The organism is Granulicella arctica (assembly GCF_025685605.1).
Taxonomy (GTDB): Bacteria; Acidobacteriota; Terriglobia; order Terriglobales; family Acidobacteriaceae; genus Edaphobacter; species Edaphobacter arcticus.
On sequence record NZ_JAGTUT010000001.1, the window covers coordinates 2,468,947 to 2,492,101 of the forward strand.

20 protein-coding genes and 1 rRNA gene are annotated in these 23,155 nt (G+C 58.9%); 12 read left to right on the forward strand and 9 right to left on the reverse strand.

Annotated features, from left to right (window positions below; all coding sequences use genetic code 11):
• Nucleotide 1: 1 nt before the first annotated feature.
• Together OHL20_RS10325 and OHL20_RS10330 are read right to left on the reverse strand one after the other, a co-directional pair.
• Complete coding sequence (locus OHL20_RS10325; RefSeq protein ID WP_263383107.1) at nt 2-325, reverse strand: DUF167 domain-containing protein; 324 nt, start codon at nt 323-325, stop codon at nt 2-4.
• A complete protein-coding gene (locus tag OHL20_RS10330; RefSeq protein WP_263383108.1) occupies nt 322-1,017 on the reverse strand; it encodes a YggS family pyridoxal phosphate-dependent enzyme in 696 nt (231 codons plus the stop codon). The genes OHL20_RS10325 and OHL20_RS10330 overlap by 4 nt, the downstream gene beginning before the upstream one ends.
• A gap of 179 nt (nt 1,018-1,196) precedes the next feature.
• Between OHL20_RS10330 and OHL20_RS10335 the strand changes: the two genes are divergently transcribed.
• From OHL20_RS10335 to OHL20_RS10345, 3 genes are all read left to right on the forward strand, one after another.
• Nucleotides 1,197-1,829: a peroxiredoxin gene (locus OHL20_RS10335; RefSeq protein WP_263383109.1), complete on the forward strand. Its 633-nt coding sequence runs from the start codon at nt 1,197-1,199 to the stop codon at nt 1,827-1,829.
• Nucleotides 1,830-2,250: 421 nt separating this feature from the next.
• Nucleotides 2,251-3,753, forward strand: a complete 1,503-nt coding sequence (locus OHL20_RS10340; RefSeq protein ID WP_263383110.1) for a S10 family peptidase — start codon at nt 2,251-2,253, stop codon at nt 3,751-3,753.
• A 143-nt stretch (nt 3,754-3,896) separates the two neighbouring features.
• Nucleotides 3,897-5,423, forward strand: a complete 1,527-nt coding sequence (locus OHL20_RS10345) for a serine hydrolase domain-containing protein (protein ID WP_263383111.1) — start codon at nt 3,897-3,899, stop codon at nt 5,421-5,423.
• A gap of 26 nt (nt 5,424-5,449) precedes the next feature.
• Here the strand turns inward: OHL20_RS10345 and OHL20_RS10350 are convergent, their stop codons facing one another.
• Nucleotides 5,450-6,514: a glycoside hydrolase family 43 protein gene (locus tag OHL20_RS10350; protein WP_263383112.1), complete on the reverse strand. Its 1,065-nt coding sequence runs from the start codon at nt 6,512-6,514 to the stop codon at nt 5,450-5,452.
• Nucleotides 6,515-6,751: 237 nt separating this feature from the next.
• Between OHL20_RS10350 and OHL20_RS10355 the strand changes: the two genes are divergently transcribed.
• A complete protein-coding gene (locus OHL20_RS10355) occupies nt 6,752-7,684 on the forward strand; it encodes a hypothetical protein (RefSeq protein WP_263383113.1) in 933 nt (310 codons plus the stop codon).
• Here OHL20_RS10355 and OHL20_RS10360 read toward each other — a convergent pair.
• Nucleotides 7,681-8,181 (reverse strand): hypothetical protein, encoded by a 501-nt coding sequence (locus OHL20_RS10360; protein WP_263383114.1) that lies wholly within the window; start codon nt 8,179-8,181, stop codon nt 7,681-7,683. The genes OHL20_RS10355 and OHL20_RS10360 overlap by 4 nt on opposite strands.
• On the opposite strand from OHL20_RS10360, the gene OHL20_RS10365 reads away from it, so the two are divergent.
• Nucleotides 8,168-8,836, forward strand: coding sequence for a GNAT family N-acetyltransferase (locus tag OHL20_RS10365; RefSeq protein ID WP_263383115.1), 669 nt, complete (start codon nt 8,168-8,170; stop codon nt 8,834-8,836). The genes OHL20_RS10360 and OHL20_RS10365 overlap by 14 nt on opposite strands.
• Nucleotides 8,837-8,885: 49 nt before the next feature.
• On the opposite strand, the gene OHL20_RS10370 is transcribed toward OHL20_RS10365, so the two are convergent.
• From OHL20_RS10370 to trxB, 3 genes are all read right to left on the reverse strand, one after another.
• Nucleotides 8,886-9,107 carry a hypothetical protein gene (locus OHL20_RS10370; RefSeq protein WP_263383116.1) on the reverse strand — a complete coding sequence of 74 codons (222 nt, stop codon included), beginning with the start codon at nt 9,105-9,107 and terminating at the stop codon, nt 8,886-8,888.
• A gap of 96 nt (nt 9,108-9,203) precedes the next feature.
• Nucleotides 9,204-9,791 (reverse strand): DUF7002 family protein, encoded by a 588-nt coding sequence (locus tag OHL20_RS10375; RefSeq protein WP_263383117.1) that lies wholly within the window; start codon nt 9,789-9,791, stop codon nt 9,204-9,206.
• 108 nt (nt 9,792-9,899) lie between these two features.
• A complete protein-coding gene (gene trxB / locus OHL20_RS10380; protein WP_263383118.1) occupies nt 9,900-10,853 on the reverse strand; it encodes a thioredoxin-disulfide reductase in 954 nt (317 codons plus the stop codon).
• A 234-nt stretch (nt 10,854-11,087) separates the two neighbouring features.
• Here trxB and OHL20_RS10385 point away from each other — a divergent pair, with 234 nt between their 5' ends.
• The 5 genes from OHL20_RS10385 to OHL20_RS10405 all read left to right on the forward strand — a co-directional run bounded on the left by OHL20_RS10385 (nt 11,088) and on the right by OHL20_RS10405 (nt 18,335).
• Entirely contained in the window at nt 11,088-11,288 is a 201-nt protein-coding gene (locus OHL20_RS10385; RefSeq protein ID WP_263383119.1) for an allantoinase, read from the forward strand.
• Between the two features lie 112 nt (nt 11,289-11,400).
• Nucleotides 11,401-12,237 (forward strand): hypothetical protein, encoded by an 837-nt coding sequence (locus OHL20_RS10390; protein ID WP_263383120.1) that lies wholly within the window; start codon nt 11,401-11,403, stop codon nt 12,235-12,237.
• Nucleotides 12,224-15,169, forward strand: a complete 2,946-nt coding sequence (locus OHL20_RS10395; protein WP_263383121.1) for an IPT/TIG domain-containing protein — start codon at nt 12,224-12,226, stop codon at nt 15,167-15,169. The genes OHL20_RS10390 and OHL20_RS10395 overlap by 14 nt, the downstream gene beginning before the upstream one ends.
• Before the next feature lie 77 nt (nt 15,170-15,246).
• A complete protein-coding gene (locus OHL20_RS10400; RefSeq protein ID WP_263383122.1) occupies nt 15,247-16,632 on the forward strand; it encodes an NAD(P)/FAD-dependent oxidoreductase in 1,386 nt (461 codons plus the stop codon).
• A 587-nt stretch (nt 16,633-17,219) separates the two neighbouring features.
• Nucleotides 17,220-18,335 carry a Gfo/Idh/MocA family protein gene (locus OHL20_RS10405; RefSeq protein WP_263383123.1) on the forward strand — a complete coding sequence of 372 codons (1,116 nt, stop codon included), beginning with the start codon at nt 17,220-17,222 and terminating at the stop codon, nt 18,333-18,335.
• 84 nt (nt 18,336-18,419) lie between these two features.
• Here the strand turns inward: OHL20_RS10405 and OHL20_RS10410 are convergent, their stop codons facing one another.
• Nucleotides 18,420-19,361, reverse strand: a complete 942-nt coding sequence (locus tag OHL20_RS10410; protein ID WP_263383124.1) for a branched-chain amino acid transaminase — start codon at nt 19,359-19,361, stop codon at nt 18,420-18,422.
• A 53-nt stretch (nt 19,362-19,414) separates the two neighbouring features.
• Here OHL20_RS10410 and OHL20_RS10415 point away from each other — a divergent pair, with 53 nt between their 5' ends.
• Entirely contained in the window at nt 19,415-20,098 is a 684-nt protein-coding gene (locus OHL20_RS10415; protein ID WP_263383125.1) for a MarC family protein, read from the forward strand.
• A 21-nt stretch (nt 20,099-20,119) separates the two neighbouring features.
• On the opposite strand, the gene OHL20_RS10420 is transcribed toward OHL20_RS10415, so the two are convergent.
• Complete coding sequence (locus OHL20_RS10420) at nt 20,120-20,671, reverse strand: DUF4337 domain-containing protein (RefSeq protein WP_263383126.1); 552 nt, start codon at nt 20,669-20,671, stop codon at nt 20,120-20,122.
• A gap of 972 nt (nt 20,672-21,643) precedes the next feature.
• Here OHL20_RS10420 and OHL20_RS10425 point away from each other — a divergent pair.
• Nucleotides 21,644-23,145: ribosomal RNA gene (locus tag OHL20_RS10425) — 16S ribosomal RNA — on the forward strand.
• Nucleotides 23,146-23,155: the final 10 nt, after the last annotated feature.

Here is a 23,155-nt window from a genome sequence, read left to right on the forward strand (position 1 = left end):
TTCAGCAGTTGATCGTAGGATCGAGCGCAGCCTCTACTTCGGCTGCGCTCTTTCCTGTGATCCGAAGCGACTTCGACCGGCTGGTGGCGCCGGTCAGGAGGGCGACGCGGGACCTGGGCAAGCCGAGCAGTTCGGCCACAAAAACGATGAGTGCGTCGTTGGCGCGGCCATCGACAGGCGGCGTGGTCAGGGCGATCTTCAGGGCTTCGTCGTGGATGCCGGTGACTGCGTTTCTGCGTGCTCCGGGATGTGCGCGGACGCTTAGGATGCAGCCGTCTGGTGTGTCGCGGACAAAGGCTGGAACGTCGCGGGCGAAGCTGCTCATTCTATGGGGCGCGGGCGCTTACCGAAGATGGCGGTGCCGACGCGGACGCAGGTGCTGCCCTCTTCGATGGCTACGGCGAAGTCGTTCGACATGCCCATGGAAAGCTGGGTGAGCGTCGGGCAGAGCTGCTGCTGTTCGTCGCGCAGCCGGCGAAGTTGCTGGAAATAGGGTCGTGCTGTTTCGGCCTCTTCCGACCACGGTGGAACGGTCATGAGGCCGCTTGGGATCAATGAATCGAGTGGCTGAAGGGCGGCGATCAGGGCGGTCAGATCATCAGGCGCTACGCCGTGCTTGGACTCTTCGTGGCTCAGCTTGACCTCGATGAGGATGGGCAGCTTCTTGTTCAGAGCCTGTGCGGCGGTGTTGAGGCGCTGGGCGATTTTGAGCGAGTCGACGGTGTCGACGGCGTAGAAGAGTTCGGCGGCGCGTGTGGTCTTGTTCGATTGCAACGGACCGATGAGGTGCATCTCAAAGTCGCTAAGAGTGCCGAGTGATGCGGCTTTCTCCTGAAACTCCTGGACTCGGTTTTCGCCGAAGAGGCGCTGACCGGCGGCGTAGGCTTCGAGCAGGGCTTCGACGGGATGCACTTTGCTGACGGCCATCAGGGCGACTTCCCTCTCAGGGCGATTGGCGTGGCGGCAGGCTTCGGCGATCTGTTCGCGAATCAGGGTAAGGTTTGCTTCGATAGACATCTAGTGGCATCTTATCGTTAGAAGGTATTCTGGAACCCTGATGCAAAGCCTGCGTTGTTGTCCGACCAAATCCGCACGATGTCGACGTTGAGCTGACCGGCCCAAGGCTTGCAGACGCTCCGGCGAACGAGAAGTCCAAACGCATGACCAACAAATTCTGACAAAAGGAACCGACAGCTATGTCTTTACAGATTGGCGATATCGCGCCTGACTTTACGGTGCAGACTACTGAAGGCGAGATTCACTTCTACGACTACATCGACGGCCACTGGGCTGTTCTTTTCTCGCACCCTAAGAACTTTACCCCGGTTTGCACGACGGAGCTTGGCTACACGGCGTTTCTGAAGCCGCAGTTTGATGCTCGTGGCGTGAAGGTGCTTGGCCTGAGCGTCGACAAGCTTGAGAGCCACGGCGACTGGGCAAAGGACATTGAGGAGACGCAGGGAACGGCGCTCAACTTCCCGCTGATCGCGGATACGGACCGCAAGATCGCGCTGCTCTACGACATGATCCATCCGAACGCCTCGGACTCGATGACGGTGCGAACGGTTTTTGTCATCGGACCAGATAAGAGGGTGAAGCTGTCGATGAACTATCCAGCGGCGACCGGGCGGAACTTCGACGAGGTGATCCGCGTGATCGACTCGTTGCAGCTTTCCGCCAAGCACCAAGTGGCGACTCCGGTGAACTGGAAGGTCGGCGAGGACGTGATCATCAGCGGCGCTGTTTCGGACGAGGCGGCCAAGGAGAAGTATCCTGCGGGCTTCAAGACGATCAAGCCTTATCTGCGGACCGTTGCTCAGCCTAAGTAAACCTTTTCGTTTGGCCTTGGACTTTAAGTGTCTTGTTTACAGCAGCTTAGGTCTCGGTGTACAGCTAAAGTATTCAAACGACTGAGCTTACGAGCAAAGTGCTCATTCTAAAGGACATTGCTACTGCAAGAAGAGAGCCCCGGCCGTGGCCGGGGCTCTCTTATCCCTCTTTCCAGTATACGAGATTGGGTGGAACTAACAGGCCAACTTTGTATGCTTATTTTTACCGGTTATGTTGCTGATAACAGTGGAGTTGTGGTTTCACGGTGCTAAGGTCGGATTGACAACACTTTTGGAAGAACGGATCTGCTGAAAGTGTGTGGCTCCCCCTTCGGGGAATGGAAAGAACAGCATGACAAAGGGACGGGGCCGCATAGATCGTCGAGGGTTGGCAAAGTAGTCGGCACGATAGAGTAGGTGCATGACGTTTGGTTCGCTTGCCCCTGCTCTTCTGTTCCTTGCCTTGACTGCTTCGGCCCAGGAACATCCTGCCCCGAAGCCTGATGCTGCTAAACCTGCAGCCGAGAAGGAAAAGCTGCCGCCGCTTCCTGCGGATGCGCATGTTGAACAGACCATGCAGATGAACGGCAAGACGCTTCGCTATATGGCGACGGTCGGGACGATTACGCTGCACGACGATCAGGGTAAGGCGACGGGTGATGTCGTTTATACGGCGTATACGGTTGAGCCGGAAAAAGGTGCTCCAGCGCGGCCGGTTACGTTTGCGTTCAATGGCGGGCCGGGCGCTTCGTCGGTGTATCTGAATCTTGGTGCGATTGGGCCGAAGCATATCCGGTTTGCGAATGAGGGTGATAGCCCTTCCGATCCGGCCGCCTTGACGGACAATCCGGGAACGTGGCTGGACTTTACGGACCTTGTGTTCATCGATCCGATCGGCACGGGCTTCAGCAGGACTCTGGTAGATGAGGCGGAGACAAAGAAGCTGTTCTATGCGCCGACGCCGGATATTCAGTACCTCTCGCTGGTGGTTTACGACTGGCTGATCAAGAATGATCGGCTGCTCTCGAAGAAGTATCTTGTGGGCGAGAGCTATGGCGGCTATCGCGGGCCGCGGATGACGCATTACCTGCAGTCCGAGCTTGGTGTGGCGATGAACGGCGTGGTGTTAGTGAGTCCGTATCTGAACCCGGGGCTGGATGATTATGGCGACTTATCGCCGATTCCGTGGATGGTGACGCTGCCGCCGATAGTGGCGTCGAACCTGGAGCGGCAGCATAAGCTGACGCCCGAGGCGATGGCGGACGTGATCGCTTATACACGCGGTGAGTATGCGACGACGCTGCTGAAAGGCCGGTCGGATCCGACGGCGACGGACCGGATGATTGCGCATGTCGCGGAGCTGACGGGGCTCGATCCGACGTATGTTCGCTATGCTGGCGGCCGTTTGGATGTGGGTTCTTATCTGCGTGAGGTGCATCGGCGGGAGGGCAAGATCGGCTCAGTGTACGACTCGAATGTGACCGGCTACGATCCGTTCCCATATGCTCCGGACCAGCAGACGAATGACCCGATTCTCGAGAGCATTATCGCTCCGACGACGACGGCGATGGTGGACTTTACGACGCGGGTGGTGGGCTGGAAGACGACGAACCGGTACTACGCGCTGAGCGGGACGGTGAACCAGATGTGGGATCGGCAGACGGATCTTCGCAAGGGTGCGGTGGCGGATCTTCGCGAGGCTGTGGCGGCTGATCCCAAGATGCAAGTGCTGATTGTGCATGGCTGGAACGATCTTTCGTGCCCGTTTATGGGTTCGATTCTGAGCGTGGACCAGATGCCGGTGATGGGCGACGCGGGGCGTGTTTCAGTGCATGAGTACAACGGCGGGCACATGTTCTATACGCGGCCGGACAGCCAGTCGCTGCTGCGTAAGGATGTGCAGGAGATGTACGCGAAGCACTAAGCGGGCGGATGCGAAATGAGTCTGCGGGCTGAAGGCCTCGGTGCCGAGAAGCTGACCTGCAGTCGTCCAAGGAACCACGCGACAAGCGATACCGTATAAGACTCGGTGCGCTGAAGCGATCCTGGAGGTTAGAAGGTGTGTCTATGAGCAGAGCTGTGAGCCGTCGTGACGTGACGCGGTGGATGCTTTCAGCATCGATTGGTGGCCTTGCGGCTGCGAAGCTGAGGGCCGATGTGACGGTTTTTCCTGGTGCGGCCAGCAAAGTAGATTTTGAGCCGGTACGTCGTCGCATTCTGCAGACGGTTGCGGGAGGCGACGCGACCGGAGTGGCTGTTGCAGTGGTGCAGGACGGGCGCATCGTTTGGGAGGAGGGTTTTGGCTGGGCCGATCAGAAGGCGGGCGTGAAGGCTACACAGCATACCCCGTTTACTCTGGCGTCCATCACAAAGCCGTTTACCGCGACCACGCTCATGACCCTGGTTGCTGAAGGTCGACTCTCTCTGGACGAGCCTGCCAATCGCTACCTTAGAGGATGCAAGCTCGTGGGCACCTCCCGTACTGAGCAAGCGGTGAAGGTCCGGCAACTGGGTGCACACGTCAGCGGTCTGCCGGGTATGTATGAATCCTACGAGGTGAATGAGGCGGGACTGGTTTTAAGCCCGGAGGCCCTTCTGCGAGCGTATGGAAGGCTGGCGTACCCTCCAGCGGCCGGCTATGAATACAGCAACATCGGGTTTGCTGCGCTGCATGCGGTCGCCTCAGGCCTCACAGAGACTGAGTTTGGGTTGCTGATGCATCGACGAGTGCTTGCGCCTCTTGGGCTGAACGATAGCTTTTTTGGCAGTGATACCGTTCGAGTGCAAAGTGGGGCAATGCGTTACGACTCGCATGGCCGCCTCATCCCGTACTACACCACCTCTACGCCTGCTTCAGGCGAACTGTACGCGAGCGCTCACGACCTTGCTCTTTTTGCGCTCCTCAACATGCACCGTGGAGCTAAGGGCCAGTCGGCAGTGCTTAGCGCGCAGAGTATTGAGGAGCTGCAAAAGCCTGTCTTTACTGGCCCTTCCGGGGTTGCGACTACCTTTGGATGGTTCAGGAGCGAGACCGCGTCCGGGGTTCCCTTCTTCTTCAAGACCGGTGGGGACCCGGGAGTGGCCAACAGAATGTGCTTTGTGCCATCGAAGGGCCTGGCCTGCGTCGTCGTCACCAATCGATCGAATACTGCGGAGCTGGCCTATAGCGTGTGCGATGAAGTGCTCGCGAAGTACCTGCCGGACTGGCGTCGTCCAGAGGAAGACTGCGGCTTGCCAGCCAAATCGTTCGTCGCGACCCCGGAGTGGAAAGGACGATGGCGGGGGCTGCTTGAGGGTGGCGGCGCGAAGATGCCGATTGAGCTCGACATCGAGTCCGATGACGCCGCGAGCCTGGCGATTGGGGGAGATCGAGCGGAAGCGATAACCAGGTTGCGGTCAGAGGGTGAGGCGTTTACAGGCCTTTCCACTGGGAAGATCGATGCACCTGATGCCGTAAGAACGGGGGCCAGGACGCTTCAGATCAAACTGGTTCTGCGCGAAGATCGGGTCGCCGGCAGAGTGCTTGCCGTCGCCGGTGACCCGAATGTGAAGAATGTGAGCCTGCCGTTTGTGATCACATTGTCGCGACGTTGAACTGAGTCTTGGCGTCATCTGCGTGTTTATTGGGCGGGTTTCTGCAGGGGCTCTCCTATGGGGACGGGTTTGCCGAATTGGGGGCGGCCCAGTTTGTTCCAGGTGAACTGCTGGATGCGAGGTGAGCGGAGGTTGCCGCAGCCTTCGCCGGCTTTGGGATTGGCGTGGTAGATGATCCAGTCCTGCTTGCCGTCGGGGGATTTGAAGAAGCCGTTGTGGCCGGGACCGAAGGCTCCGGCGGTGGGATCGGTGCTGAGGAAGGGATGGTCGATTTTGTTCCAGGTGCTCGCTTCGAGGGGGTTGGCGGAGGTGCTGGCTTCGAGGACGCCGAGGGTGTAGAAGTCGGTCCAGCAGCCGGAGGCGGAGAAGACGATGAACATCTTGTTGCCGTGGGCGAGGAACTCGGGGCCTTCGTTGACGTTGACGTGGCGGTTGGGGAGGTCGCCGTGCTGCTCCCAGGGGAAGGTGGGTTTGGAGATGAGGGTGCGGGGCGAGTCGATGGTCCAGGGATTGCTCATGTGGGCGATGTAGAGGTCCTGCTCGCCGTCGGTGGCACCCTTCCAGCCGGCCCAGACGAGATAGTGCTGGCCGTGGAGTTCGAAAGTGGTGGCGTCGATGGCCCAGTTATCACTGGGATCGCTGATTTTGCCTTTCATGATCCAGGTGCCCTCGATGGGATCGTCACTGTCATTTTCGACGACGTAGATGCGGTGGTCAGCGTTTTGGCCGGCATCGGCGGCGAAATAGATGTACCACTTGTTGTCCCAGCGATGGAGCTCGGGAGCCCAGAGGTCCTTGGACCAGGGATGGTTTGGCTCGGGGGTCCAGACGGCCTTCTTCTGGGCGTGGCGGAGGTCGGTGATGTCGGCTGTCTTGCGCAGGGTGAGATTGCTGCCGGTGGAGTTCAGGTAGTAGTAGAAGCCCTTCCACCCGACGACCCAGGGGTCAGGGCCATCGTCGAGCAGCGGGTCGGTGAAGGTGTTTGCCTGCGCAGGAGAGGCGGCTTGCGGGGGTGCTGCCTGGGCGAAGCTGGTTGGTATTGCGCACAGCAGCGCACCGAGTAGAAGGCCTGTCATCCGTTGCAGAATCATCGTGGGTCTCATCGGGCCATTCTAGGGAATTTGCGGCGCGCGTGTGAAATCGCTTACAAAACTTTTCGTCGCTTTCAACCGGTGGCAAGGGCGGTCTCCTGAAGCCGCAAAGGAATGACATGGCGATGACGGGGGCGTGACAACGCTCTCGGCGTTCCGGGGCAGGATCGAAGGCATGATGGATTTAGTGTTCCTGAGTGATTGCGGTAGTGTGCAGGTCGAACGAAGCGACACTGCATGAGCCCTGTCGCCACGCTTCGCAAGACGTTACGCCGTGTGCTGCTGGGTTCGGCTGGGCGGCCACAGATCCTTGACCTGCCGCTCCACTCGCCGCAAGCGCAGGTGGCGGTGTGGCTGCATGGGCTGGGCGAGCCGCTGGAGGTGACGGGCTGCCATGCGGTGGCATGCGTCGCGCCATTCCTGCTATGTATCGGGCTTGGCTCGGCTGGGCGGCGGGTGCCGGTTCGGAGCCAGCGGCTGCTGCTGCGGCTGAGTGAGCGGGCCGGGGATGAGCGGCTGCTGGGAGAGATTCGGCTGAGGTGGGTGCGGACGATTGCGACTTCGGGGGTTGAGTTGTGCCTGTTTCGGGCCGTGGCGTGTACCAACTTTCGGCTACCGATGCTGCGGCGTTGGACCCGCATGTTTTATTCGGCGCATGATCGGTGGAAAAGCCGTAAGACGGTGGCGGTGAAGGTTTCGTCGCTCGATGTGCGGTGTAATGAGGTGGTGTTTATCTGTCCTCGGCCGACGGCGCTGGTCAGTCTGGACCGTGAGGGGATCGGGAATCTCTTCCCAATGAACCTGATGGGGGATGTGGGCGAGGGCTACTTCGTGTTCGCGCTGAACGCTGCGCGGCAGGCGCCGATGGTCGCTGAGTTTGCGCAGGTGGCGATCGTGACGGTTCCGTTCGAGCGGGCGGAGGAGGTGCGGCAGTTAGGCAAGAATCATCACCGGGCGTCGATCGAGTGGGACGAGCTTCCGTTTGAGATGCGTCCTTCGCCGGTGCTGAAGGTGCCGATCCCGTGCTTTGCATTGATGGTTCGTGAACTTGCAGTTGAAGGCGTCCATACGCTGGGCAGCCATAGCTTCTTTGTGGGGCGGATTCTGCACGAGCAGGTGTATCGCGCCGGTCCCGAGTTCTACCGCGTGCATGGTGTGAATCTCAATTAGCTGCGGGTCGGGTCAGTGTCGATCCACTGGAAAAACTCTGGAAGACCAGGACGGAGATGCTGGGCGATGATGCCGTTCGTGTTGCTCCAGAGGCGGTAGTAGGGCCTTGCGTGGTCGAGGTGGGTGGGAGCGGCGACGGGCTCCTGTTGGGTGGCGAGGGTGATCTCGTCAGGGCTGAGTGGACGGACGCCCTGGGTGCCGATCGTCTGAGGGTTATCGCCGAGCCGTCGGAAGGTGAGGTAGTTGCCGACGAGGTTGAAGGTGGCCCATGGAGCGGTGATTCGCTCACCATCGATGAGAAGGGCCGGGTGTCGACCGGCGGCATAGGCGTAGTAGATCAGCGCGCCGTTGGGTGGCCACGCGGTGGGGAGACCTGGTGTGAGGCGCACGTCCCAGAAGACGTGATGGGTGACGTCGAGGGTCTCGGTGGAGGCGGAGAGGTGCTGCTTTGTGGCGGGCCACTCGGTGTCGAGGATGCGTTGGATGGCAGGGTTCATTGGCTTAGGTAGAGTAGCCCGTTACTCGGACGACCTTATACTTTTCGGTATGCCTAGCGATCTGTTGCAGCCGGTGACTTTGAAGGGGGAGTACGTGGAACTGGTGCCGCTTTCGATGGAGCATCGCGAAGGGTTGATGCGGGCGGTCGAGGATGGTGAGGTATGGCAGCTCTGGTATACGAGCGTTCCTTCGCCTGCGGGAATGGAGGCGGAGATCGAGCGGCGGCTGGGACTGTGGAGAGCGGGATCGATGCTGCCGTTTGCGGTGATCGAGCCGGGGACGGGCGACGTGGTGGGAATGACTACGTATATGAATGTCGATGTGGGGAATCGCCGGGTAGAGATCGGGTCGACGTGGTATGCGGCGCGGGTGCGGCGGACGGCATTGAATACGGAGGCGAAGCTGCTGCTGTTAGGGCATGCGTTCGACGGGTTGAGCTGCATTGCCGTGGAGTTTCGAACACACTTCATGAATTACGCCAGTCGGCGGGCAATTGAGCGGCTGGGGGCGAAGCTGGACGGGATCCTGCGTTCGCATGCGGTGATGGCGGATGGGACTTTGCGGGATACCTGCGTTTATAGCGTGATTGCGCCAGAGTGGCAGACGGTGCGGGCGCATCTGCGGTGGGAGCTTACGCGGGTGCGTGAGAGCTAGGGACGTCGGCCTATCTTATCGTTGCGTGCGGCTACGGTAAGCGGGGTAACTACGGGAACGGCGAGGCCGATGTAGCTCTGCGGAGTACCGTTGCGCCATCGCCGTAGCCGGTGGTCCCGGCCGCAAAGAGTTGGACGGTGGCTCCCGTGACAGGATGGCCTGCGCCCTGGAGTGCGATGGTGGTGGCGGCCAGCCCGCTGGTGGAAATTGTGGCTACGGCTAATGAGACCCAGACAGAGAGAAATACGGCAGAAAGTGTTCCGTGAAACATCCATTGGTGATTTCTGGGCGGACACGGATCATGAGATCGCTATGATCACATGCCCGCAAGAGTGTACGTCCGAGTTGTGGACTTGCACCAGAAAAATCACGCCACGGGTACGATTGTGGCGATCTGAAGAATGTGAGGGATGGGGACGTCGATGGTGAGCTCGGCTGGGGTGTCGCGGGACTTTTTATACGCGTAGTCGGCGACGGGGATGAAGGAGTCGCGGCCGCGCGGCCGTGGGTTATGGAGGAAGTCTCCAGAGCTGAGCTTGCAGAGGGTCGCGTGCGGGGCGTGCGAGGCAAGGAGGGCGGCGGTGTCGACCTCGAGGAGGACGCTCTTGTAGTCTGCGTAGCCCTCGGCGAGGCGAAGAGCCTTCTCCTGCGAGAGGAAGAAGAAGATTTTGGAGTTGAGGAGGGCGAGCCAGTCAGGGATGGTGATCCTGACGAGGCAGGACTTCATCCTGGCTTCGGGTGCGGTGTGCTGGTCGCGAAGGCTGAGGTTATGGAGGTCCTGAATGCAGCGGCGGCGGGTGGTGAGGGTGGCTTCGCGCTCCTCGGGGGTGAAGTCGTGGAGGTCGGCGAGTGCGGCTGGGCTCTGGAGGCCGTGACGCTCAATGCCGGGGATATTCTGGGCGAAGGTGAGGTGGTAGAGCGCGGGAAATTGCTGGGTGAAGGTTGCGACGTCCATTGTTTGATTATGAGTGGAGCGGGAAGCGATGCCGGCAGGATGTTGAAGGTGATCCCACCCTTCGCGATGGTGCTGCGAAGGATGGGGCACCTGAGCATTGTGTCTGGCTTAGCGGCCGTGCTCTTCGAGGTACTTTTCTACTTCGAGTGCGGCCATGCAGCCTGAGCCGGCGGCGGTGATGGCCTGGCGGTAGCGGCGGTCCTGGATGTCTCCGCAGGCGTAGACGCCCGGGATGATCTTGCCATCGAGGGTGCAGTGGACGTCCTGCTGGGTAAGGATGTAGCCGTCCTCGTCGAGATCGACCAGGCCCTTGAAGGCGTGGGCGTTGGGGATGTGGCCGATGCCAAGGAACATGAAGCTGACGGGGAGGACGTACTCTTCACCGGAGGCGCGGTTCTTGAGGCGGAGACCCTTGACGTCCTTCTCCTCGACGCCCAGGACTTCTTCAACGGTGGTGTTGGAGACGAACTTGATGTTGGGGTGGGCCATGGCTCGCTCGAGCATGATGGGCGAGGAGCGGAAGCGCTCGGTGCGATTGATGATGGTGACCTTGCTGGCGAAGCGGGTGAGGAAGAGTGCCTCTTCCATGGCGCTGTCGCCGCCTCCGATGACGGCGATTTCTTTGCCAGAGGCGAAGAAGCCGTCGCAGGTGGCGCAGGAGCTGACGCCGTAGCCGATGAGGGCCTGCTCCGAGGGGAGGTTGAGCCAGCGGGCACTCGCACCGCTTGCAATGATGAGGGTGCGGGTGTGGATGATCTCTTTGCCGGTGTTGAGCTCGAAGGGGTGCTTGGTGAGGTCGATCGAGGAGAGATGGGCCATGCGCAGCTCGGCGCCGAAACGAGTGGCCTGCTTCTTCATGTTCTCGATGAGTTCCGGGCCTTGAATGCCCTCGGGCCAACCTGGGAAATTTTCGACCAGGGTGGTGATGGAGAGCTGGCCACCGGGTTCATGGCCTTCGAGGACGAGAGGCTTGAGGTTCGAGCGTCCGGCGTAGATGGCAGCAGTGAGTCCGGAGCAGCCGGAGCCGAGGATAACGGTGTCGCGTGTTGTGATTTCGGGCATATAGGCTCCATTAGTGTAAATGCGCCGTGGAGGGAAAGGATTCATTCGGGTGGAGGCGGTCTGACTGGATGGAGTGGCTGGAGAAGAGGCAGACGCAGGTTCCCTTTGGGAATGACAGAAGTAAGGCAAGTGCAAAGACTCAGGTTTCGCGGGTTGAGCTTTGTACATTCCCACGTCCAAGAATCGGGACATGTGGCATCCGGACTCTTCAGGATTAGTGAAAGAATGATGGTTATGGCTGATTTGACTTTGGTTTATGGAATGCGACTTTTACCGGCGGATGAGATCACCGGTGTGGGCGAGGCTCCTGTGGCGCTGAAGAATGGCAATGAGGCGCATGTGACGATGCATGTGCTCGAGGGCTCGCGGGAGCAGATCGAGAAGCAGCTTCGGCTGAGCATTGACGCGTTCTTTGATTTCTACCCCGAGATATAGGCTGCTCTACCTTTGATCTGCTCTGCTTCAATGAGGGCTGTATTGAAATGAGACAGGTACGCCTGCGGCTGCTCTTTCCGACGAAAAGGAAGGAGTAGGCGGAGGTTTGTGCATGGCTTTGTTTCTGAAAAATCTCTTCCTTGGCGTGCTGTCGGTGGGGCTGGCGGCGTATGGCATGAGCGCAGGAGCGCAGGTGGAGCGGACGAACTTCCGTCTGCCCGTGGTGCCGGTGCAGATGGTTGCGGAGATCGGTCCGCAGGCGAGCATTGAGGACGAGCTGCATGTGATGTCGTCGCAGGCGGGCGTGATCTTCGCGGGGGAGGTACTGAAGATCACCGAGCACAGTCAACAGGGGTCAGTGGGCTCAGGTTGGGTGGATGTGGAGTTCCGGGTTGAGGAGGCGATCCGCGGGTGTGTAGGACAGAGAACGTATGAGCTCAGGGAGTGGGCTGGGCTTTGGGCAGGTGGAATCCAGCGATACAGGGTTGGTGAGCGGCTGCTGATGCTGCTTCATGTGCCGAGTGCTTCGGGGATGAGCTCGCCGGTGGGCGGGCAGGATGGGGCGATCCCGCTGGTTGGCAACGGAGTCGCGCCGACGGCGGAGGATTCATTTGCCGACGTTGGCGAACAGGCGGTGGACCTGCGTTGGATCCAGGCGCGGCTGCTGCGGACGGCCTCGCGGGTGGGTAATGGAGCGCATGGCCGGCCGGTGGTGCCGGTGGAACCGATCCTTGTGGGCAGGTCGCAGAACCAGTTTGTGACGCGGAAGGATACGGCTGCTGGAGGGCGGCGGCTGCAGCCGGGAATCCCGGGGAATGGCGGCTTTGTGCAGGCTCCGGTAACCTTTGCAGGCGTAGCAGGTGGAGAGGGTTCGCAGGGATCGACGTTGCGCGTGGTGATCGCGATGCTTGGTGCGTGGGAGACCGAGCAGGCGAATGCTGCGCGTTGAGGAATTGAGGAGCTTCCTGTTCGCGGCTGTCCTGAGTGTTTTGGCGGTAGGCTCTGCGGAGGGTGCGAATCCGCGATGGACGACAGGGCCGCCGTACTTCAACAATTCAGGACAGATTGTGATCTGGTATACGGATCAGCCGCTGTATTTCACTGATCCGGGAGACCTGAGCGCTTCGGTGAACCATGCGGCAGCAGATGCGATGGTAGCGGCGGCGGCTGGTGTGTGGAATGTGCCGAGCGCGCGGATCGTGCTGCAGCAGGGTGGGATCCTCGATGAACAGGTAAGTGGTTCGAACGTCTACATGGGGAGCAATGGGCTGGTGTTTCCGGCGGACGTTCAGAGCGCGAACTATGCTGCGAAACAGATTGCGGTGGTGTACGACCGGGATGGGTCGGTGACGGACCTGCTGCTGGGAAGTGGAGCGAGCGATCCGAGTGGATGCCGACAGAATGCGGTGACGGAAAGCGTGGACTCGATCGTTCCTGCGGGCTTTATCCAACACGCGGTGATTGTTCTGAATGGGCGATGCACCGGACCGGCTCCACAGCAGCAACTCCAGATGCAGTACCAGTTGGAGCGTGTGTTTGGGCGGGTGCTGGGGCTTGGGTGGTCGCAGTTGAACGACAACGTCTTTATGGGATCGCCGACGCCTACGGCGGCTCAGGCCTTGCATTGGCCGATCATGCATCCGATCGACATCATCTGCGGCCTGTACACGTACCAGTGCCTGCCACAGCCGTTTACACTGCGCGATGACGATGTGGCGTCAATCACGGAAGGGTATCCAGTGTTGAGCAATCCTGGACCGGGTAAGCAGCTGAGTTATTCCAATGCGAGCGCGCTGGTGGGAACGCTGCTGTTTCCCACGCAGGAGGGAATGGCCGGCGTGAACATGCTGATGACAAGGAATGCGATTCCGCAGCAGGTGATGGAGCCGTGGGACGATCTCTCGGCGGCGAGTGGCATCTTCCACCAGCAGCAGGGGGGAAATCCGACTACGACGAGTTCAACAGGGATTGCAGGAAGCCTTGGATCACTCAAGGACAACCTTGGCGCGGACATTGCGGGCTACTTCAGTTTCTCCTGGAGTCCGGTACCCGCTGGGGAGGAAGGGCAGGACCTGTATCTGCGTTCCGAGCCGATCAATCCTTTGTATACAGGGGCGTATGCGATCGCACCGTACACGGCGTCTACGGTGAATCCTTCCGGGGCCGTGGCGGGTTGGCATGTCAGTGACATTCCGGCAGGCTGGGGGGGCTACTTTGCAGTGCCGGTGCCCAATGCGGCGAGTACCTGTGGGGCGGGTGGTGATGGGACCGAGGACGCTCCGGTGGCCCCGGGCGCGGGCGGGTGGTGGACCGGGGTGCTTTGTGGACCGACTTCGAGTCCGTGGTCGTTTGCGCATACTGCCTGGGTCGGGCTTCCGGTGCTGGGCAGTCGGAGCCTTACGGTGGAGGTGACGGCGCTGGACGAGCAGGGGTTGTCGACTGCGAACAAGGCCCGGCCCGTGCTGGGTGCCTGGAGCGCGGGTGATGCCACGGGGACGCCGCCTACGCTGGCTGCGGCTGCGGTGGCCTTCAACAGTGTGGTGTCGGGGATGACACGAACGATTGTGCAGAGCTCAATCGCGCAGACGCTACGGATCGCGATTGCGGATGAACGGGGGGATGGACGGCCGGACTACAACTATCGCGCACGGGTGTTGTATGCAGACGCGATCGCTCCAGCTACAGGGAGTGGAAGCACGCAGGTGACGATTACGGGGATGGGGTTTCGGCCGGGTAATTCGGTTACGGTGAACGGCGTGGTGGCGACGGTGGCGAGTTGGACGGCAACGACGATTGTGGCGACAATTCCATATTTGAAGAGCGTGCTACCGGGTATGACGATGCAGGCAGATGTCGTGGTGACGGACCTGTCGACGAGTGGGACGACTGTGATGACGGGGGTGTTTACGTACGTCTATACGGCGCTGCCGTATACCCTGGCGTTGATCTCTGCGCCATCCGGGAACCTGCCGGTTGGCTTGACGGCTTCCCCTGCTTTTTCGGTGAAGGCTATTGATGTGGATGGGGTGACACCGATGCCGGGCGTGCTGGTGGTGTTTTCGGCGATGTCGGGTGCGGTGCAATGGGGAACGTGCGGGCTGGCAGCTTCTTGCACGGTGGTGACAGACGCGAATGGGCTTGCTTCGACGGTGGTGACGCCTGCGGCTCCAGGGGTGGTGACGTTGCAGGCGGCGGCGCTCGGATTGACGCAGACGATCTCGTTTACGGCATTGCCGCTGGTGCGGTCGGTGACGGTGGTGCCTGCGGCGATGTGGCTGGCGGCGGGGTCTACGGTCAATTGGACTGAGACTGCGACTTTGTCGCAGCAGGGGTCGGCGGCAACGCTGGTGCCGGTCACGTGGACGACCTCGGGTGCGGGGCTTAGCCTGTCGGGAACGCAGGGGGTGACGGACTCGGGCGGAATGGCTACATCAGCAGTGAAGGGTGGACCGCTGGCTGGCGGCGTGCAGGCGACGGGGTCGGTGTGTGCGTGGACCGGGGTGTGCGCCGGATTTGTTGTGCAGGGGGTAGACCCTTCGCAGTTTGTAGTCGTGGGACCGAGTGGAGCAGCGCAGTCGGTAGAGGCCGCGACGAGCCTGGTGCCTATGAGCTTTGAGGTGACGGATGCTGCGGGCGACCCAATCGCGGGTGCGGAGGTGGAGGTGCATCAGACGGTGGGCCAGTGGACCGTCGCGTGTCCGGTGCAGGGCCGATGCCCGGTGGCTCCGGTGTATAGCGCTTCGACCACCGCGTTGGTCTCGGATGGGAGCGGGATGGTGGTGGTGGTGCCGATGCAGATTGCGGGTGCAGAGGTGACGAATGTTGTTGTCACGTCAGGCACAGCGGGGTTCGTCTCCTTGACGTTGCAAAAACACCCGTAGTGTAGAAAAGCCGGGTGGAGTGGCTGGCGCATCAGATAATTGAAAGCATCAACGACAGCTTTCGGGAGACTGACTTTATGGCGGGTGCTGCGGCAGCTACGAATGGACGATTGCGGAAGCGTGTTGTGATTCTTGGCGGGGGATTTGGCGGGTTGAATGCTGCCCGTGGGCTGGCGCATCTACCAGTGGACGTTACCTTGGTCGATCGCAAGAACCACCATACGTTTCAGCCGCTGCTATACCAGGTGGCGCTGGCGGTGCTCTCGCCTGCGGACATTGCCCAGCCGATCCGATCGATTCTGAGTCGGCAGAAGAATACTGAAGTGCTGATGGATGAGGCTATCGGCTTCGATCTGGAACGCAAGCTGGTGCTGCTGAAGACCGGAGCCCGGCTTGAATATGACTATTTGATCCTGGCGACCGGCTCAACGCACTCCTACTTCGGCAAGGACGGTTGGTCGAAGCTTGCTCCCGGGCTGAAAACAGTTGAGGATGCGACGGAGATCCGGCGGCGGGTGTTGCTTGCTTTTGAGTTGGCGGAGCGGCAGATGCTTGAGACGGGGTCACATCCGGCGTTGAACTTCGTGATTATCGGCGGCGGACCGACCGGTGTGGAGCTGGCGGGAGCGATCAGTGATATCGCCAAGTTATACATGGCGCGGGACTTCCGGCATATCAATCCGGGTCAGGCGCAGGTGGTGATCCTTGAGGGGTCGCCGCATATTCTTGGGGCTTACCCCGACGATTTGCAGGTGAGCGCGCGGAAACAGCTTGAGGCCCTTGGCGTGCAGTTGCGGACAAATACGAAGGTGACGGATGTTCAACCAGGGTATGTGATGGTGGGTGATACCCGGATTGACGCCGTGGTGACGTTGTGGGCGGCGGGGGTGCAGGCTTCGCCCCTCGGTAAGCTGCTGGGCGTTGAGACGGACAAGAAGGGCTGTGTTGTGGTGGATCAATACCTGAATCCCCCGGGTCATCCTGAGATATTTGTGTGCGGCGACCTGGCGCAGGTGATGCAGGACGGGAAGCAGGTCCCGGGAGTAGCGCAGCCTGCCATGCAGATGGGAACGTATGCGGCTGAACGCATTGGGCGGCTTATCGGTGCGAGCCATGGCAGCGACGGAACTGGAAACAGTAAGGGCTTTCGCTACTTCGACAAAGGCGACATGGCGACGATTGGGCGAACTGCGGCTGTCGCGAATATTAAATGGCCGTTCAAGGCACATTGGAGCGGGTTTCCGGCGTGGCTCACGTGGCTCTTCGTGCACATCTTTTTCCTGGTCGGCTTCCAGAATCGTTTCTTTGTGTTCTGGTCGTGGGCATGGACGTATCTCGGTGAGAAAGACGGAGTTCGCCTGATTACAGGGTCACAGGAGTTGCCGGGCTGGGAGACGAGTGATGGAGCTTACGGTACGCTGACAACGAAACCACTTGAGGCGGAACTTCCGGCTGTTCGGTAGGAAGTAAAGACGTCAGTCGGCGGAGAGCTGATCCCTGGTGCGTTCAGAGCGGCTGCCGTTTTGGCGATCAGCAGACCGGTGTCCGCGATTCTTAAGCACAAAGGTGGCTTTGCAAAACCTGCACTGCCAAGGATAGAAGCCGAGTTTCTGCAGAATGACCTTTTGAAAGAATCCCTCCTGCTTCATGCGACGTGCCTGGAGCGCTTCACATTTCGGGCATTGTGTCTGCGACATAACAGGTAGCCTCTTTCGTTCTGAACTTACGTTACTGCTTAGATGGAGAACATTCAGCCCAGAGCAGTCTAGACCTGAGAACGCCAGATGGCTAATGAATTGGGTAACCTGATCATGGTACGCGAATTCAGTCGTACGACGCTTGAGCTGGCTGATGGCGTCATTTGCCTATATCGACGCTTTGAAGTTGAAGTTCAAGACGGCTGAGAAGTTAGGCGCGGTGGGAGTGTGCGATGTCTGCACCGTATCGTCAATCAATGCATTTATTTGCGTTATCGATTGCTACTTAGAGCTACTGGCATCCCTGAATGCGTGGCCCGCGTCGGAATACCTGAACGCAAAACAGGGGATACATGATGACAGCAAGAGTTGTGAACGGGCGGAAGGTGCGGTACGCCGTGGTTGGGGCTGGGTGGATCGCGCAGGCAGCATTTATGCCAGGCGTGGAGCACACCGGGAATAGCGAGATGGTTGCGCTCGTAACAGGGCACGAGGAAAAAGCAGCCAAATTGGGCGAGAAGTATGGAATCGCCAACACCTACAGCTATGACGAATTCGACGCCATGCTTGCGTCAGGCGACGTGGATGCGGTGTACCTCGCAACGCCGAACTTCGATCACGTCGGATATGCCGTGAAGACTCTGAATGCGGGCATCCACTTGCTGCTGGAGAAGCCGATGGCGGTGAGCGTCGAGGAATGTGAGGAGATGATTGCGGCTTCGCAGCGGTCCGGAGCGAAGCTGATGGTGGCGTACCGGTTGCATCATGAGCCGGGAACGCTGGCGGCGATCGAGAAGGTGCGGAGTGGTGATCTGGGGACGATCCGGTTCTTCAATTCAAGTTTTTCGCAGCAGGTAAAGGGGAGCAACCATCGCGCAAAGCATGGCTTCTGGGCTGGTCCTGTGCCGGATATGGGACCGTATCCATTGAACGAGGTGCGCAACCTGTTTGGCGCGGAGCCGATCGAGGTATTTGCGATGGGCGTGAACACGGACGAACGTTTCAACTTCGAAGACACGGTATCGGTGACCTTGAAGTTTGAGGGCGCACGCATTGCATCCTTCGTGCTGAGTTATAACGGCGGCGATGTAGATGACGTTCGCGTGGTGGGGAACAAGGGCGACCTGTTCTCGCAGCCTGCGTACCAGGTCGGCTCTGCCATGGAGCACCTGGTCACGATTGACAAGAAGAAGAGTTCGAAGTCTTTCGAGAAAACGGATCATTTTGGCGGGGAGCTGAAGTACTTCTCGGACTGCATCCTTGACGATCGTGAGCCTGAGGCGGATGGCGAAGAGGGGATGCTGGATGTGCGGGTTCTGGCGGCGATTGAGCGTTCGCTTGCGAGCGGACAGGTGCAGACGCTTGAGCCGGTGTATCGAAAGAAGCGGCCGGTAAGTTCGCAGCTTGAGACGTTAGGGGCAGTGAAGGAGCCGGAGTTGGTTGGAGCCAAGAAGCCTAGCGAGGGGTAGAGAAATGGGCTAGCGCAAAAACTGACCACAGATGCACCAAGGGGCAGCCTTGAAGGCTGCCCCTTGGCGTGTTGAGGATAAGGACTAAGCGCCTACAGCCTCGGCCACTTTTACTTTGACAGGGGTGAGCCAGTTGTAGCGATCGGCCTTGACACCGTCGACGAGGCTAAAGAATTCGTCGTGAAGAGCCTTGGTTACCGGTCCCATGGTGCCGTCGCCGACGAGGATGCGATCGACGGAGCGGAGATGGGTGACCTCTGCTGCTGTGCCGGTGAAGAAAGCTTCGTCGCAGATGTAGAGCATCTCGCGCGGCAGCGACTGCTCGACGACGGGAATGCCGAGGTGATGAGCCAGCGTGAGGATCGAGCTGCGTGTAATGCCATTGAGCACGGAGTTGGCGAGGGGCGTGGTGTAGAGGATGCCGCCGCGTACGAGGAAGAGATTCTCGCCTGAGCCTTCGGAGAGATAGCCGTTGACGTCGAGCGCGATGCCCTCGGAATAGCCGTTAATCTCGGCTTCCATGCGGATCAGTTGCGAGTTCATGTAATTCGCACCGGCCTTAGCGAGCGAAGGCATGGTGTTGGGCGCAAGGCGGCTCCAGCTGGAGACGCAAACGTCAGCGCCATCGTTGCCGGGAACGTACTTGCCCCAGGGGAAGTTCGCTACGTAGACCTCGACCGGCGACTTGAGGGGATTGACGCCGATCTCACCGTAGCCTCGGAAGGCGATAGGGCGGATGTAGCAGGGCGTGACTCCGTTGGCTTCGATGACATCGACGACGGCTGCGCAGAGCTGGTCGACGGTATAGGGAAGGGGCATGCGGTAGATCTTTGCCGAGTCCAGAAGGCGCTGCATGTGCTCGGGCAGGCGGAAGACACCGGCTCCATCAGGCTGCGAATAACAGCGGATGCCTTCAAATACTGAGGATCCGTAGTGGATTACGTGACTCATGACATGGATCTGGGCTTTCTCCCATGGGATGAGCTGGCCGTTGTGCCAGATGTGTTCGGTGGTCTGTAATGGCATGATCTCTCCTGACTTTGAGCATGATTATAGCCATCGCGTGAGAGACTGTAAGGATGATGTTTGATCCACACAGCGTTAGCCTGGCCGTAATCGAGCGATCGGCATACGTGCGGTTTTCGTTGTTGGCGCTGAGTTCGATCTTCTTTCTCGTCGATCCGTTTGCGGCATTGCCTACCTTCCTGGCGGTGACTGAGGGGTCCGATCCTGCTCGCAGGAGGCGGATGGCGTGGAAGGCTTCGCTGACGGCTTGCATCTTTCTGTCGGCGTTTGCGCTGGGCGGACAGTACATCTTCCGGATGTTCGGGATTACGCTGCCAGCGTTCGAGATTGCGGGCGGTGTGATCCTGCTGCTAATTGGGCTGGATATGCTCGAGGCAAAACGCTCGCCCACGCAGGAGTCAAGCGGCGACACCATGGCCGCTGCGAGCAAGGAAGACGCGGGTATTGTGCCGCTAGGTATTCCGATGCTGGCTGGTCCGGGATCCATTACGAGCGTGATGGTGCTGGTGGGACAGGCGCAGACGCGCTGGCAGATGGTGGCGATCCTAGGATCGATCTTCATCACAGCGGTGGTCTGCTACTTGGTGCTGGGGAACTCCGACAAGGTGGCGCGGGCGCTTGGAGATACGGGCATTCGCATCCTGGTGCGCATCATGGGACTGCTGCTGGTGGCATTGGCGGTGCAGTACTTCGTGAACGGCATGGTCGACCTGGGCGTGATTGCGAAGCCTTCTTAGGCTGCGAATTGCTTGAAGCGGCTAGTGGACGGTCAGGGCAGTGGCGGCGACGATAAGTCCAGCGACTCCAAGCGACAAGCCGAAGAAGAAGTAGGTTCGATTGCGCGTAAACAGCGTAACGGAGCAGAGGACCACTGCGATCTGAAGCAGGGCTTCGCCGAGATCATAGCGACCGGCCTGCCGTTCGGCGTGGGCCACCTCACCCTCAAACTCATGGGCTTTGTTCTGCTGTTCGACCAGATCCTCTTTCCATTTCGCGATATGCGCCTTGAACTCACCGATCTTCTGCTGGACTGCAGGAGTCGGCGTTCCATTCAGGCCTAGCGTGTCGACGACGACGGAGAGATTGTCCTGCCGGATCTTCTTTGCCTGGTACTCGTTCCATTGATCGGTGGCGCGGCCTTCCATAAGAACAGCCTCTGTGTGCGTGCGATGGCCTAGAACCGTCACCATGGCGACCAGGACGGCAAGGATCGAGATGGCGAGGGAAATGCTGGTGAGCGACTCTTCCTTCTTGCCTTCGCCTGCCTCTTTGAGCTGATTCGAGAATTCCTGAATTTCTGTGGGTTCCATGCGAGTGATTCTAGCGTGCAGCTGCATTGCTGTCTCTGGTGCCGAAAGGCCATTGTCCGAAGAACATGGGAGCCTGTAAGGCTGAATTCCCTGGGTTAATCATGGGGAATAAGCCGCAGTTGTAAAACATGATGAATTTCAAAGGGGCATAAACATTGGCTCGATCGAGTTTTCGACAGGTTTGCACTGTTATCAACAGGTGAAAAGGTTGCATGGATTCTAATCGACTGCTAATCTCAGGAAGTCGCAAAGAGGTAACGAGCTTGTAAGCGGGCAATGTGGAGCTTCCAAGTGAGAAACAAAAGGCTTGCAAAGCGGTAGAAAGCAAGATACTCTAAGCGAGTTGCAGAAATAAGAAACAAAGAAACAAGCTTCGCACCTCGACTCTGGTAACAAGTGAGTGAGTGGCAGTCGGAGCGCAGTCCAAGCGTTTGATCTAGGGTAGAGCCAATGGCCTACCGATCCAAACCCAAGCCACTGCAGTTGAAGTACCTAGGAGCTAAGTGCTCCGCGACAGCTATCTGTCGTTACGATGTTTTAGTTATTAGCGCTGAGCGCGAACGATGTTTCAAGTCTTCTTCGAGAAGATGGAAACGAAATAAGAAGTTGACAAGCCGAGAAAAGCTTGATACTCTTAGAAAGTTCGCGAAAGACGTTTACAAGTTGCTACGTTGCTCTGACCGGTTGAGGTTACGCCGAGTAGAGAAGAGTCAACAGGCACCAATCAAACGAAATACAGCGTTACACAAGTTCGAGGACACATCGTGGCTTTGCCCGATTGGTCCTTGATCCAAAACTGCCCGCTTAGGTGGATGCAGTCCGGATCTTTGACAACATAGTTGAACGTGCCAGTCGTGAGATGATACGAAATTGGTTTAGTCATTCTCACTAGTTACAAACCTCCGCTCTTTCGAGCAGCGGGGGCGCTTGATCCACACCGACCCCTGTCGTTGTGTGGCAAGCAAACCAAGATTAAACGAGAGTTTGATCCTGGCTCAGAATCAACGCTGGCGGCGTGCCTAACACATGCAAGTCGCACGAGAAAGGGGCTTCGGTCCTGAGTAAAGTGGCGCACGGGTGAGTAACACGTGAATCATCTACCTCCGAATGGGGAATAACTGAGAGAAATCTTAGCTAATACCGCATAATACCTACGGGTCAAAGCAGCAATGCGTTTGGAGAGGAGTTCGCGGTCGATTAGTTAGTTGGCGGGGTAATGGCCCACCAAGACGATGATCGATATCCGGCCTGAGAGGGCGCACGGACACACTGGAACTGAAACACGGTCCAGACTCCTACGGGAGGCAGCAGTGGGGAATTTTGCGCAATGGGGGAAACCCTGACGCAGCAACGCCGCGTGGAGGATGAAATATCTTGGTATGTAAACTCCTTTCGATGGGGAAGATAATGACGGTACCCATAGAAGAAGCCCCGGCTAACTTCGTGCCAGCAGCCGCGGTAATACGAGGGGGGCAAGCGTTGTTCGGAATTATTGGGCGTAAAGGGTGCGTAGGCGGTTTGACAAGTCATCTGTGAAATCTCTGGGCTCAACCCAGAGTCTGCAGGCGAAACTGTCGGGCTTGAGTATTGGAGAGGTGAGTGGAATTTCCGGTGTAGCGGTGAAATGCGTAGATATCGGAAGGAACACCTGTGGCGAAAGCGGCTCACTGGACAATAACTGACGCTGATGCACGAAAGCTAGGGGAGCAAACAGGATTAGATACCCTGGTAGTCCTAGCCCTAAACGATGATTGTTTGATGTGGCAGGTACCCAATCCTGCCGTGTCGAAGCTAACGCGATAAACAATCCGCCTGGGGAGTACGGTCGCAAGGCTGAAACTCAAAGGAATTGACGGGGGCCCGCACAAGCGGTGGAGCATGTGGTTTAATTCGACGCAACGCGAAGAACCTTACCTGGGCTCGAAATGTACATGAATCCGGCAGAAACGTCGGCGTCTCGCAAGAGACATGTATATAGGTGCTGCATGGCTGTCGTCAGCTCGTGTCGTGAGATGTTGGGTTAAGTCCCGCAACGAGCGCAACCCTTATCTTCAGTTGCTACCATTTAGTTGAGCACTCTGACGAAACCGCCTCGGATAACGGGGAGGAAGGTGGGGATGACGTCAAGTCCTCATGGCCTTTATGTCCAGGGCTACACACGTGCTACAATGGCCGGTACAAACCGCTGCAACCCCGCGAGGGTGAGCTAATCGGAAAAAGCCGGCCTCAGTTCGGATTGGAGTCTGCAACTCGACTCCATGAAGCTGGAATCGCTAGTAATCGTGGATCAGCATGCCACGGTGAATACGTTCCCGGGCCTTGTACACACCGCCCGTCACATCACGAAAGTGGGTTGCACTAGAAGTCGGTGCGCTAACTCGCAAGAGGAGCAGCCGCCCAAGGTGTAATTCATGATTGGGGTGAAGTCGTAACAAGGTAGCCGTAGGAGAACCTGCGGCTGGATCACCTCCTTTCTAAAGAGAA

What these genes read in the sequence shown, in the direction of transcription:
- OHL20_RS10325 (WP_263383107.1), bottom strand. Translation starts at nt 325, where the DNA reads ATGAGCAGCTTCGCCCGCGACGTTCCAGCCTTTGTCCGCGACACACCA.
- OHL20_RS10330 (WP_263383108.1), bottom strand. Translation starts at nt 1,017, where the DNA reads ATGTCTATCGAAGCAAACCTTACCCTGATTCGCGAACAGATCGCCGAA.
- OHL20_RS10335 (WP_263383109.1), top strand. Translation starts at nt 1,197, where the DNA reads ATGTCTTTACAGATTGGCGATATCGCGCCTGACTTTACGGTGCAGACT.
- OHL20_RS10340 (WP_263383110.1), top strand. Translation starts at nt 2,251, where the DNA reads ATGACGTTTGGTTCGCTTGCCCCTGCTCTTCTGTTCCTTGCCTTGACT.
- OHL20_RS10345 (WP_263383111.1), top strand. Translation starts at nt 3,897, where the DNA reads ATGAGCAGAGCTGTGAGCCGTCGTGACGTGACGCGGTGGATGCTTTCA.
- OHL20_RS10350 (WP_263383112.1), bottom strand. Translation starts at nt 6,514, where the DNA reads ATGATTCTGCAACGGATGACAGGCCTTCTACTCGGTGCGCTGCTGTGC.
- OHL20_RS10355 (WP_263383113.1), top strand. Translation starts at nt 6,752, where the DNA reads ATGAGCCCTGTCGCCACGCTTCGCAAGACGTTACGCCGTGTGCTGCTG.
- OHL20_RS10365 (WP_263383115.1), top strand. Translation starts at nt 8,168, where the DNA reads ATGGCAGGGTTCATTGGCTTAGGTAGAGTAGCCCGTTACTCGGACGAC.
- OHL20_RS10360 (WP_263383114.1), bottom strand. Translation starts at nt 8,181, where the DNA reads ATGAACCCTGCCATCCAACGCATCCTCGACACCGAGTGGCCCGCCACA.
- OHL20_RS10370 (WP_263383116.1), bottom strand. Translation starts at nt 9,107, where the DNA reads ATGTTTCACGGAACACTTTCTGCCGTATTTCTCTCTGTCTGGGTCTCA.
- OHL20_RS10375 (WP_263383117.1), bottom strand. Translation starts at nt 9,791, where the DNA reads ATGGACGTCGCAACCTTCACCCAGCAATTTCCCGCGCTCTACCACCTC.
- trxB (WP_263383118.1), bottom strand. Translation starts at nt 10,853, where the DNA reads ATGCCCGAAATCACAACACGCGACACCGTTATCCTCGGCTCCGGCTGC.
- OHL20_RS10385 (WP_263383119.1), top strand. Translation starts at nt 11,088, where the DNA reads ATGGCTGATTTGACTTTGGTTTATGGAATGCGACTTTTACCGGCGGAT.
- OHL20_RS10390 (WP_263383120.1), top strand. Translation starts at nt 11,401, where the DNA reads ATGGCTTTGTTTCTGAAAAATCTCTTCCTTGGCGTGCTGTCGGTGGGG.
- OHL20_RS10395 (WP_263383121.1), top strand. Translation starts at nt 12,224, where the DNA reads ATGCTGCGCGTTGAGGAATTGAGGAGCTTCCTGTTCGCGGCTGTCCTG.
- OHL20_RS10400 (WP_263383122.1), top strand. Translation starts at nt 15,247, where the DNA reads ATGGCGGGTGCTGCGGCAGCTACGAATGGACGATTGCGGAAGCGTGTT.
- OHL20_RS10405 (WP_263383123.1), top strand. Translation starts at nt 17,220, where the DNA reads ATGATGACAGCAAGAGTTGTGAACGGGCGGAAGGTGCGGTACGCCGTG.
- OHL20_RS10410 (WP_263383124.1), bottom strand. Translation starts at nt 19,361, where the DNA reads ATGCCATTACAGACCACCGAACACATCTGGCACAACGGCCAGCTCATC.
- OHL20_RS10415 (WP_263383125.1), top strand. Translation starts at nt 19,415, where the DNA reads ATGATGTTTGATCCACACAGCGTTAGCCTGGCCGTAATCGAGCGATCG.
- OHL20_RS10420 (WP_263383126.1), bottom strand. Translation starts at nt 20,671, where the DNA reads ATGGAACCCACAGAAATTCAGGAATTCTCGAATCAGCTCAAAGAGGCA.